The following is an 11164-nucleotide window of genomic DNA, read 5'->3' on the forward strand; positions in this document are numbered from 1 at the left end:
GCCAGGATTGACCGGCTTCCAGCCCGCTGAGGCAAGCACTCCCGACACCTACGCCCCGGTCGAGATCGGTCTCCACGGGGTGACGAAGCGCTTCTCCGACCAGGTCGCCGTCGACGGCATCGACCTCGAGGTGCACGAGGGCGAGTTCTTCTCGGTGCTCGGCCCGTCCGGCTGCGGCAAGACGACCGTGCTGCGGATGATCGCCGGGTTCGTCGACCCGGACGAGGGCCGCATCGAGCTCGACGGCAACGACATGGTCGGCGTCCCGCCCTACCGGCGCGACGTCAACACGGTCTTCCAGTCGTACGCGCTGTTCCCGCACATGTCGGTGTGGGACAACGTCGCGTACGGCCTGCGCCGCAAGAGCGTCCGCGGCGCCGAGCTGACCAAGCGGGTGGGGGAGCACCTCGAGCTCGTGCGGCTGTCGGAGTTCGCGAAGCGCCGTCCGGCCCAGCTCTCCGGTGGGCAGCAGCAGCGCGTCGCGATCGCCCGTGCACTGGCCGCGGGCCCGCAGCTGCTCCTGCTCGACGAGCCGCTCGGCGCGCTGGACGCCAAGCTGCGCAAGGAGTTGCAGATCGAGCTGATGCGCATCCAGCGCGAGGTCGGCACGACGTTCCTCTACGTCACGCACGACCAGGAGGAGGCGCTGGTGCTGTCGCACCGGATCGCCGTCATGAACGCGGGCAAGGTCGAGCAGGTCGGCTACCCGGAGGACGTCTACGAGCGCCCGGCGACCCGGTTCGTCGCCGGGTTCATCGGCACGTCCAACATCCTCGACGCGACCGTGTCCGGTGTGGACGGTGCGTGGGTCGAGCTGGACGCGCCGGGCGTCGAACGGCTGCGGGCGCGGCTGAACCAGACCGCGCGGCACGGCCAGCGGGTCGCCGCGACGGTCCGCCCGGAGAAGGTGCACCTGTACGACGACGCGACCGAGCCGCCCGCGGGCTGGTGCGTGCTGCGCGGTGTCGTGAAGGACGTCGTCTACACCGGGGTGTCCACTCAGTTCGTCGTGGACACGCCGGCCGGTGGCGAGCTGGTGGCGTTCGTGCAGAACGCGCGCAGGATCGACGACGCGGGCGCACCGGGCCAGCCCGTGCGCATGGCGTGGGACCCGGAGTTCACCGTGCTGCTGGAGAAGAGTGCTGATGACTGACGACAAGGTCCGGATCGCGCGCCTGTGGGACGCCGCGAGCCCGCGGGTGACGCGCCGCAGCATGCTGCGCACCATGGCGTTCTTCGCGCTCGCCGCGCAGGGTGCCGCCGCGTGCGGTGTCGGCGCGGCACCGTCGGGCAGCACGTCCGGCCCGGCGACGGGGGTCAAGGCGTCCAACCTCAAGCAGGAGCCGAAGCTCAACTTCTACAACTGGACGGACTACATCGCGCCGGACACGTTGTCGGGCTTCAAGACGGCGACCGGCATCGAGGTCACCTACGACAACTTCAGCACCAACGACGAGATGGAAGCCAAGATCGCGTCCGGCTCGGCCGGGTACGACCTGGTGGTGCCGAGCGACAACTTCCTGCGCCGCTTCCTGCGGTCCGGGCTCGTCCAGCCGCTGGACCACGAGCTGCTGCCGAACCTGAAGAACCTGGAGAAGCGGTTCGCCGACGCGGACTACGACCAGGGCAACGAGTACTCGGTGCCCTGGGCGTGGGGCACGACCGGTCTCGCCTACTCGAAGTCGCAGATCGGCGGTGAGGTCACCGGTTTCTCCGCGTTCGACCTGCCGAACGCGGACAAGCGCTGCACGATCCTCGACGAAGCGCGCGACGGCCTGGCGCTGGGCCTGCTGAAGCTCGGCCACGACCCGAACACCACGGACGCCGAGCAGATCAGCGACGCGGCGGACTTCCTGCTGTCGTTGAAGAAGAAGCTCGGCCAGATCACCTCCGACGTGATCGAGCCGCTCACCTCCGGTCAGGTCCGGCTCGCGCAGGCGTACTCCGGTGACGCGTTCCAGGCACGGGAAGCGAACGCCGACGTCGCCTACGCGATCCCGACGGAGGGTGGCATGTCCTATGTGGACGTGCTGTGCATCCCGAAGGACGCGCCCCACGCCGAGAACGCCCACAGGTTCATGGACTACGTCCTCGGCGCGGAGGTCGGCGCCGCGCTCTCCAACGCGGTCCGCTACGGCAGCCCGAACGCGGCCGCCAAGCCGATGATCGAGAAGGAGCTGCTGGAGGACCCGCTGGTCTACCCCTCCGATGACCAGTTGAAGAAGCTGCCCTTCACCAAGGATCTCGGCGGCGACGTCGAGGCCAAGTACGCGGACGCCTGGACGCGCGTCAAGACCGGCTGACCGGGAAGGTCGCCAGACCTCGGATCACCACCGAGTCGCGGTACGTCACCGGGCCTGCCTGGCGCAGGTCCGGCACCCGCTTCGCCAGCGCGCGGAACGCCACGTCGCCCTCCATGCGGGCGAGTGTCGCGCCGAGGCAGTAGTGGATGCCACTGGAGAACGCCAGGTGCTCCGGCTTGCGCACGCGCATGACGTCGAACCGGTTCGGGTCCGGGTAGACGGCCGGGTCGCGGTTCGCCGCGCCGATGATGATGTTCACCTCCTGGTCGACGCCGATCTGGCCGACGTCCTCGTGTGCGATGCGGGAGGTGAGCTGCACGGGCGGCGCCCAGCGCAGCACCTCCTCGACCACGTCCGGCGCCACGTCCGGGTTGGCCTTGAGGAACGCCCACTGGCTCGGGTGGTCGAGCAACGCCTTGGTGCCGTTGCCGATGAGGTTCACCGTCGTCTCGAACCCGGCCACGAGCAACAGCAGCAGCGTGCCCATCAGCTCGCGCGCGGTGAGCTCGCGCTCGGCTTCGGCCGCGACCAGTGAGCTGATCACATCGTCACCCGGCTTCGCACGCCGTTCCTCGATGAGGCGGGTGAACAGCGCGAGGACCTTCTCACTGGCCCGCATCATCTCCTCGCTGACGCCGCCGTCGAACGACGCGGCGACCAGCTTGCCGTAGTCGGCGAACTCGGTCGTGTCCTCGTCGGGAATGCCGAGCAGGTCGCTGATCACCGCGATCGGCAGCGGCGCCGCGAAGTCCGCGATGAGATCGAACTCGCCTTTGTCGAGCAAGGCTTCCGCGATCTTCTCGACGCGCGGGCGGTACTCGTCGATCCTCTTGGGACTGAACGCGGGCGCGGAGAGCCTGCGCAGCCTGGTGTGGTCGGGAGGATCGGCTTCCAGGAACGACTCGGGGAACACCTCGCTGGCGTTCGGATACGTGCCGTCGGTGTAGCGGACACCGAACCGGCGGTCCCGCAGGATCCTGTTCGACAGCTCGTAGCTCGTCGTGAGCCACATGCCGCCGTCGAGGATCAGCGGCCCCCGTGCCCGCATCCGCTCGTAGACCGGATGCGGGTCCTCGTGTCCGGACAGTTCTCTGAGCATCATTTCTCTGGGCATCATGTCGCTACCCCCTTCAACAGCGTGGTGAGCACGAGATGAGGCGCGTCGAGAGGTGCCAGCCGTCCGGCGGCGATCGACTCCCACGCGCTGTAGATCCCCGCGTAGAGCGTCTGGCCGATCCACCACGCGGGCAGGTCGGCGCGCAGCACGCCCGTCTCCTGCTGGCGTCGGATCGACTCGAGCGCGGGGGCGTCCATGGCCTCGATGCGGGCGGCGATGCGCTCGTCGCGTTCGAGGCCGGGGAAGCGGAGCAGGAACTCGACCCTGGGACCGAGCGGGATCAACGTCGTGATGAGCCCTTCCAGGTCACCGGGCTCGGTGTCGGACAGCGCGTCGTCGATGACGTCCAGCGCCGCCTCGGCGATCGCGACGATCAGGTCCTGCCGGGTCGGGAACCGCTTGTGCAACGTCGTCCTGCCGATGCCCGCCGCCTTCGCGACGTCGCCCAGCGTCGCGGTCTGGTCCTTCAGCAGGACGGTGGTGGCGATCTGCAGGAGGTGAACACTCATGTTCACAACGGTACACGAATGTTCACATGGCATCATGTGCGTTCGTGTCTCGATCGCGGTGGCTGAAGGCCAACGGCCTGCTACTTCCGACCGGAGTCTGGCTCGGGATCTTCCTCATCGCGCCGCTGGCGCTGGTCGTCCAGTTCAGCTTCGCCACGCGGGACACGGGTGTCGCGCGGGCCGTGCTGCCGTGGACGACCCAGGCGTACCTGACGGCGCTGAACCCCGCGTTCCTGCCCATCTTCCTGCGCACGCTCGCCTACGCGTTCGCCACGACCGCGCTGTGCCTGCTGCTCGGGTTCCCGCTGGCGTGGTTCATCGCGCGGCACGGCGGCCGGTTCCGCACCGTCCTGCTGGTGGCCGTGCTGATCCCGTTCTGGTCGAGCTACCTCGCCCGGATCTACGCGTGGAAGGCGCTGCTGGACGGCGACGGGCTGGTCAACCAGCTGCTCGGCGTCGTGGGGCTGGACCGCTCCGGCGGGTTCCTGCTGACGCACTCCGCCGTGGTGCTCGGCCTGACCTACGGGTTCCTGCCGTTCATGGTGCTGCCGCTGTACGTGGCGTGCGAGCGGTTCGACCACCGGCTCGTCGAGGCGTCGTTCGACCTCGGCCACGGCCGGGTGTCGACGTTCTTCCGGATCGTGCTGCCCGGCGTGTTCAGCGGGGTGCTGGCCGGGTCGCTGCTCGTGCTGGTGCCCGCGGCCGGTGACTTCGTGACGCCGCGGCTGCTCGGCGGCGTCGGCCAGTCGACGTTCGGCTCGGTGATCGACGACCAGTTCCGCGGCGGCAACAACTGGCCGCTCGGGTCGGCGATGGCCGTGCTGCTGCTCCTGCTCGTCGTGGCGGTGCTCGTCCTGCGCGGACGGCGCGGAGAGGACGTCCTGTGAACCGCAGGCCGTGGGTGCTCGGCGGTGTCGCCGGGCTGGTGTTCCTGTTCCTGTACGCGCCGATCGCGTGGCTGGCCGTCGTGTCGTTCAACGACTCCCGCTCGCTCAGCCGCATCACCGGGCTGTCGGGCCGCTGGTACGGCGAGCTTTTCGAGGACTCCCGCGTGCTCGAGTCGCTCGCACTGACGCTGCGGCTGGCGCTGGCGAGCGCGGTGATCGCGACGGTGATCGGCACGCTCGCGGCGTTCGGGCTGCGCAAGGCGTTCCCCGGCCGGTCGCTGTGGACGGTGCTGCTGAGCCTGCCGCTGGTCGTGCCCGAGGTCGTGATGGGCGTGGCACTGCTGGGGTTCTGCGTGAAGCTGGCCGGGATCCCGCTCGGGTTCGGCGCGCTGCTGTTCGCGCACGTGGCGTTCTCGCTGAGCTTCGTGGTGGTCGTCGTGCGGTCGCGCGTCGCGGGGATGGACTCGCGCATGGAGGAGGCGGCGGCCGACCTGGGCGCGTCGCCGCTCACGGCGTTCCGCACGGTCACCCTGCCGCTCGTGGCACCCGCGGTGCTGGCGGGCGCGGCGTTCGCGTTCCTGCTGTCGTTCGACGACGTGGTGATCTCCAGCTACCTCACCGGCGTGGGCTCGACGACGTTGCCGGTGTTCGTCTACGCGCAGGCGAGCAAGCGCGGCATCTCGCCGGAGATCGTCGCCCTGTCCACCCTGATGGTCACCGCGACGACCGCGCTGCTGCTCGCGGGCGTGCTAATCGCGTCGTGGCGCGCGCGGCGGGCCGGCCAGGCCGCGGCGCTGGTCAGCGCGTGACGTCAACTTTCGTCTGGGCTAATCGCTACCAACGTGCGCGGACGGAACGTGGGATGTCTCGTAGCTTTGTGTCGTGACTGAAGCCGTTCCCCGCCGTCTGCTGCCCGTCCTCCCGGACGTGCGCGCGTCAGTGACGGCGTTCGTCGACGAGACCTGGGCGCGGATGCGCCGGGTGACGCCGCTGCGACTCGCCGGGGAGATCGCCGTCGTCGCCGTGCCCGTCCTGCTCGACCTCTGGCCGGGGTGGTGGGCCAGCAAGACCACCGGTGGGTGGGTGCTCGCCGCCCTGATCGCCGGGTACGTGCTCGTGCTGCCGTTGCGGCTCGCGTTGCCCGCGACGGCGTTCCTGCTCGGCGTGGCGCTCGCGATGATCACGCCGTACGGGGGTGCGGCGATCTTCCTCGTGCTCAGCTACAACGCCGGGCGGCGGATCGAGTCGTGGCTGCGCGCGTCGATCACCGCGCTGGTGGCGTTCGTGCTGCTGGTGGCGATGTGGAACGACACACCCGTCGGGGTCAGCGGCTCGTTCGGCGTGTTCATCATGATCACGGTCTTCAGCATGGTGGTCGCCGTGCCGTTCCTCGTCGGCCGCTACCTCGCGGCCCGGCAGGCGCTCGTCGTCGCGATGCAGGAACGCGAGGCGAGGATGCGGTCGGAGCACAAGATGTTGTCGCGTCAGGTCCGGTTGCGGGAACGCAGCCGCATCGCGCAGGACATGCACGACAGCCTCGGGCACCGGCTCAGCCTGATCAGCGTGCACGCGGGTGCGCTCGCGATGGACACCAGGCTGGACGAGCGGCAGCGCGAGGCGATCGGCGTGCTGCGCGGCGCCGCGCTGACCGGCATGGAGGAGCTGCGCGCCGTCATCGGCGTGCTGCGCAGCGAGGACGAGCCGGACGACGACCCGGCGCGGCGCACCGTCGACGCGATCGACGAGCTGGTGGAGGGAGCGCGGCGCGCGGGCATGCTGGTCAGTCTCGTGCGCGGCGGACAGGCCACCGACGTGCCCGCGAAGGTGTCGCACGCCGCGTACCGGGTGGCGCAGGAGGGCATGACGAACGCGTCGAAGCACGCGCCCGGCGCGACCGTGCAGGTGACCGTGAAGTACGAGCCGGACGCGCTCGTCGTCGAAGTGCGCAACAACCCCCCTCGCTCGGGGTCCACGCCGAACGGCGCGGGCGTCGGCCTGATCGGGCTGGGGGAGCGGGTCCGGGTGGCGGGCGGCATGCTGCACGTCGGCGCGCTGCCGACCGGCGGCTACCGGATCGCCGCGGTGCTGCCGTACGAGGAGAGCCACGTCGCGGAGCCCGCCGACGAGCCGGACGACGAGGAACCGCCGACGCGGATCCGCAAGTGGGCCGGTGTGGGCTCGATCGTCGTGGCGGGTTTCCTCGTCGCCGTCGTGGTCGGTGGGTTCACCTGGCTGGGGTCCCAACCCGTGACCGACGTCGTGTCAGCAGAGGTGCTCAACTCGATCCAGCCCGGTCAGTCCGAGGCCGAGGTGATCGCGAAGATCCCGAAGGGCAGTCCACCGCTGCTGACGGAGGGCGATCCCAGCTCGGACGCCACACCTGAGCCACCGGGGTCGCACTGCGAGTACCGGGTGACCGACGAGCAGCGGTACCTCGCACGCGGCGTGCAGCTCGTGCGTTTCTGCTTCGTTGACGGCAAGCTGATCGAAAAGAAGCTCCACGTGCAGAGGACCTCATGATCCGGGTGTTGATCGCCGACGACGAACCGCTGATGCGCGCGGGCATCAAAGCCATTCTCGGCACCGCCGACGACATCGAGCTGGTGGCCGAGGTCGGCGACGGCCGCGAGGCCGTGCAGACCGTGCGCGAGCGCCGGGTCGACGTGGCGGTGCTCGACATCCGGATGCCCCGGCTCGACGGCCTCGCCGCCGCGCGGGAGCTGCACTCGGTGGCACCGCACGTGAAGGTCGTGATGCTCACGACGTTCGGCGAGGACGAGAACATCGTGCGCGCACTGTCCGACGGCGCCGCCGGGTTCCTGCTGAAGGACTCCGCGCCCGAGGAGCTGCTGCGGGCCGTGCGGGCCGTGCACAACGGGGAGGCGTACCTCTCGCCGATGGTCACCAGCCGGGTCGTCGGGATGGTCGCCACCAGCGGGCAGCCCAAGCGGCAGGAGGCCGTGCGGCAGGTGCAGCGGCTCACCGAGCGCGAGGTCGAGGTGCTCGCGCTGCTCGGGCAGGGGATGTCGAACGCGGACATCGGGCAGAAGCTGCACATGAGCGAGGCGACGGTGAAGACCTACGTCAGCCGGTTGCTCGCGAAGCTGGGGCTGACGAACCGGGTGCAGGCCGCGTTGCTGGCTCGCGACGCCGGTATGGCCGGCTGAGCGGCCGTCAGGGGCACCCTCGCGGCGGCGTCCGTCCTAAGGGTGCCCCTGACGGCACAGTGGCTAGGCGCGTGCGCGGTTGCCGGTGACCAGGCGGTAGACGCCCAGCAGGACCAGCGACCCGAGGATCGCGAGCAACCAGGTGCGCAGGTCGAAGAACGTGCCGAGGTCTGTGCCGAACAGCGCGGAGCCGACGAACCCGCCGAGGATCGCGCCGACGATGCCGATCAGCATCGTGATGATGAGTCCGCCGGGGTCACGACCAGGCATGATGGCCTTCGCGATCGCGCCGGCCAGTAGTCCGAGAACAATCCAGCCCAGAACGCCCACCGTGGGTCTCCCTTCGTTGGTCTATCCCGGTAAGGAATAGCCACATTCGGGGACTTCACACGGCCGTGACTCTCTCGTTATCACAGTACGGGGCGCGCGCAGCTCTCAGGCGCGTTCCGGAACAATGAGGGGCGATGAGTACTCCACGCACTGTCCTGATCCTCGGGTCCACCGGCTCCGTCGGCACGCAGGCGCTCGACGTCATCCGGGCCAACCGCGACCGGTTCCAGGTGGTCGGCCTGGCGGCGGGCGGTGCCAACCCGGCGCTGCTGGCCGAGCAGGCGGCCGAGTTCGGCGTCCGCACGGTCGCCGTCGCCAAGCAGGTCGACGTCCCGACCGACGCGCGGGTGCTCGCCGGCCCCACCGCCGTGCTCGACCTCATCGAGGCGTGCCCGGCCGACGTCGTCCTCAACGGCATGGACGGCTCGCGCGGGCTGGAGCCGACCCTCAAGGCGCTCGACACCGGCGCGCTGCTCGCGCTGGCCAACAAGGAGTCGCTCATCGCGGGCGGCCCGCTCGTGCTGAAGGCCGCCAAGCCCGGCCAGATCATCAGCGTGGACTCGGAGCACTCGGCGCTCGTGCAGTGCCTGCGCGGCGGCACCGAGAACGAGGTCGCGCGGCTCGTGCTCACCGCGTCCGGCGGCCCGTTCCGCGGCCGGACGCGCGACGAGCTGAAGGACGTCACGGTCGAGAAGGCCATGGCGCACCCGACGTGGTCGATGGGCCAGGTCGTCACGATCAACTCGGCGAACCTCGTCAACAAGGGCCTCGAGCTGATCGAGGCGCACCTGCTGTTCGGGGTGCCGTACGACCGCATCGACGTGGTCGTCCACCCGCAGTCGATCATCCATTCGATGGTCACGTTCACGGACGGGTCGACCCTCGCGCAGGCCAGCCCGCCGGACATGCGACTTCCGATCTCACTGGGTCTCAGTTGGCCCGAGCGCGTCGCCGGTGCCGCGCCCGCGTGTACCTTCGACGTACCGACCGCATGGACTTTCGAGCCGCTGGACAACGTCACGTTCCCCGCGGTGGAGCTGGCCAGGCAGGCCGGCACGGGCGGCGGTTGCCTGCCCGCCATCTACAACGCCGCGAACGAGGAAGGCCTCGCCGCCTTCGTCGCCGGCGACACGTCGTTCCTCTCCGTCGTGGACACCATCGGGCAGGTGCTGGGGGAGAGCGACGACTGGAAGCACGACCCGGCGGACGCAGCTGAAGTGCTTGCCGCCGAGGAATGGGCACGGGCACGCGCCCGCGAACTGGTCGGAAGGAACTGAACGTGGGCTACGTCTTCGGCGTCGTGCTCTTCGCGCTCGGCATCGCGGTGTCCATCGCGCTGCACGAGTTCGGTCACCTGCTGACCGCCAAGGCCTTCGGCATGAAGGTCACCCGGTACTTCATCGGCTTCGGCCCGAAGCTCTTCTCGTTCCGCAAGGGCGAGACCGAGTACGGCCTGAAGGCCATCCCGGCCGGTGGTTTCTGCGAGATCACCGGCATGACCGCGCTGGAGGAGGTGCCGGAGGAGGACAAGCACCGCGCGTTCTACAAGCAGAAGACGTGGAAGCGCGTCGTGGTCCTGTCCGCCGGTTCGATCACCCACTTCATCGTGGGCTTCATCGTGCTCTACCTGCTCGCCGCCACGCTCGGCCTGCCGAACACCAAGGACGAGCCGATCCTGTCGCAGGTGTCGAACTGCGTGCAGGACCACACCATCCCCGTCGACGCCCCGTGCAAGGAGGGCGCGCCCGCGCCCGCGAAGGCGGCGGGCATCCAGGCGGGCGACAAGATCCTCGCTGTCGGAGGCGTCACCACGCCCACCTGGTACGAGGTCCGCAAGAAGACCCAGGACTCGAGCGGCCCCACGGAGTTCAAGGTGCTCCGCGACGGCCAGGAGAAGCTCATCACGATCGACGTGCCCAAGGTCTCCCGCGAGTTCCTGGACGCCAGCGGCAACAAGACCGTGCGCGAGGTCGGCACCATCGGCGTGCAGACCACCACGAACTTCGAGTACACCCCGGTCACCGCGATCGGCGGCTCCGTCGCGTTCACCGGGACGATGTTCGTCAACACCTGGGAAGGCCTCATGCGCTTCCCCGAGCGCATCCCGGCCGTGGTCAAGGCCATCGGCGGCGGCGAGCGCGACATCGACACCCCGATCAGCGTGGTCGGCGCGTCGAGGCTCGGCGGCGAGGCGGCTGAGCGCGGGCTGTGGGCGTTCTTCCTGCTGATGCTCGCCGGCCTGAACTTCTTCGTCGGTGTGTTCAACCTCCTGCCGTTGCTCCCGCTTGACGGTGGTCACATCGCCGTCAACCTCTACGAACGGGTGCGAGACTGGGTGAGGAAGCTGCGTGGCCAGCCCGCCGGCGCCCCGGTCAACTACCTGCGGCTGCTCCCGCTCACGTACTTCGTGATCTTCGTCGGAGGCGCGATCACCCTGCTGACCGTGACCGCCGACATCGTCAACCCCATCAGGCTCGGTCAGTGATCGAGATCGTTCAGTGGAAGGTGCACAACCCATGAGTGACGGCGTGATGCTCGGAATGCCGGCATTGCCGCCTCCGGTGCTGTCGGAACGTCGCAAGACGAGGCAGCTCATGGTGGGAAACGTCGGCGTCGGGAGCGAGTTCCCGGTGTCGGTGCAGTCCATGACGACAACGCTGACCGCGGACGTCAACGCCACGCTGCAGCAGATCGCGGAGCTCACCGCTTCCGGCTGCGACATCGTGCGGGTGGCGTGCCCGTCGCAGGACGACGCGGACGCGTTGGCGGCGATCGCGAAGAAGTCGCAGATCCCGGTGATCGCGGACATCCACTTCCAGCCGAAGTACGTGTTCGCCGCGATCGAGGCGGG

At 69.4% G+C, this 11164-nt stretch carries 12 protein-coding genes; 9 read left to right on the forward strand and 3 right to left on the reverse strand.

Annotated features, from left to right (window positions below; translation table 11 throughout):
- Positions 1-7 precede the first annotated feature (7 nt).
- Both FKR81_RS40065 and FKR81_RS40070 read left to right on the forward strand, forming a co-directional pair.
- Entirely contained in the window at positions 8-1153 is a 1146-nt protein-coding gene (locus tag FKR81_RS40065; RefSeq protein WP_146360317.1) for an ABC transporter ATP-binding protein, read from the forward strand.
- Positions 1146-2303: a polyamine ABC transporter substrate-binding protein gene (locus tag FKR81_RS40070; protein ID WP_146360319.1), complete on the forward strand. Its 1158-nt coding sequence runs from the start codon at positions 1146-1148 to the stop codon at positions 2301-2303. Before FKR81_RS40065 ends, FKR81_RS40070 begins: the two co-directional genes overlap by 8 nt.
- On the opposite strand, the gene FKR81_RS40075 is transcribed toward FKR81_RS40070, so the two are convergent.
- Together FKR81_RS40075 and FKR81_RS40080 are read right to left on the reverse strand one after the other, a co-directional pair.
- Positions 2290-3420, reverse strand: coding sequence for a cytochrome P450 (locus FKR81_RS40075; RefSeq protein WP_146360321.1), 1131 nt, complete (start codon positions 3418-3420; stop codon positions 2290-2292). The genes FKR81_RS40070 and FKR81_RS40075 overlap by 14 nt on opposite strands.
- The gene (locus tag FKR81_RS40080) at positions 3417-3929 is read right to left on the reverse strand and encodes a TetR/AcrR family transcriptional regulator (RefSeq protein ID WP_146360322.1); all 513 of its coding nucleotides are present in this window, start codon (positions 3927-3929) and stop codon (positions 3417-3419) included. Before FKR81_RS40080 ends, FKR81_RS40075 begins: the two co-directional genes overlap by 4 nt.
- A 44-nt stretch (positions 3930-3973) precedes the next feature.
- Here FKR81_RS40080 and FKR81_RS40085 point away from each other — a divergent pair, with 44 nt between their 5' ends.
- The 4 genes from FKR81_RS40085 to FKR81_RS40100 all read left to right on the forward strand — a co-directional run bounded on the left by FKR81_RS40085 (position 3974) and on the right by FKR81_RS40100 (position 7983).
- Positions 3974-4816: an ABC transporter permease gene (locus tag FKR81_RS40085; protein WP_235922190.1), complete on the forward strand. Its 843-nt coding sequence runs from the start codon at positions 3974-3976 to the stop codon at positions 4814-4816.
- Complete coding sequence (locus tag FKR81_RS40090; RefSeq protein WP_146360326.1) at positions 4813-5625, forward strand: ABC transporter permease; 813 nt, start codon at positions 4813-4815, stop codon at positions 5623-5625. The genes FKR81_RS40085 and FKR81_RS40090 overlap by 4 nt, the downstream gene beginning before the upstream one ends.
- 73 nt (positions 5626-5698) lie before the next feature.
- The gene (locus FKR81_RS40095; protein WP_146360328.1) at positions 5699-7336 is read left to right on the forward strand and encodes a sensor histidine kinase; all 1638 of its coding nucleotides are present in this window, start codon (positions 5699-5701) and stop codon (positions 7334-7336) included.
- Positions 7333-7983, forward strand: a complete 651-nt coding sequence (locus tag FKR81_RS40100) for a response regulator (RefSeq protein ID WP_146360330.1) — start codon at positions 7333-7335, stop codon at positions 7981-7983. Before FKR81_RS40095 ends, FKR81_RS40100 begins: the two co-directional genes overlap by 4 nt.
- 63 nt (positions 7984-8046) lie before the next feature.
- Here the strand turns inward: FKR81_RS40100 and FKR81_RS40105 are convergent, their stop codons facing one another.
- On the reverse strand, positions 8047-8313 hold the full coding sequence (locus tag FKR81_RS40105) for a GlsB/YeaQ/YmgE family stress response membrane protein (protein WP_146360332.1): 267 nt from the start codon (positions 8311-8313) through the stop codon (positions 8047-8049).
- Positions 8314-8447: 134 nt separating this feature from the next.
- Between FKR81_RS40105 and dxr the strand changes: the two genes are divergently transcribed.
- The 3 genes from dxr to FKR81_RS40120 form a co-directional block, all read left to right on the forward strand.
- Entirely contained in the window at positions 8448-9590 is a 1143-nt protein-coding gene (gene dxr, locus FKR81_RS40110; RefSeq protein WP_146360334.1) for a 1-deoxy-D-xylulose-5-phosphate reductoisomerase, read from the forward strand.
- Positions 9548-10798, forward strand: coding sequence for a M50 family metallopeptidase (locus FKR81_RS40115; RefSeq protein ID WP_146360336.1), 1251 nt, complete (start codon positions 9548-9550; stop codon positions 10796-10798). The genes dxr and FKR81_RS40115 overlap by 43 nt, the downstream gene beginning before the upstream one ends.
- 55 nt (positions 10799-10853) lie before the next feature.
- Positions 10854-11164 (forward strand): flavodoxin-dependent (E)-4-hydroxy-3-methylbut-2-enyl-diphosphate synthase (locus tag FKR81_RS40120; protein WP_186763457.1); only part of this gene is annotated, 311 nt, incomplete at its 3' end.

Source organism: Lentzea tibetensis (assembly GCF_007845675.1).
GTDB classification, from domain to species: Bacteria; Actinomycetota; Actinomycetes; order Mycobacteriales; family Pseudonocardiaceae; genus Lentzea; species Lentzea tibetensis.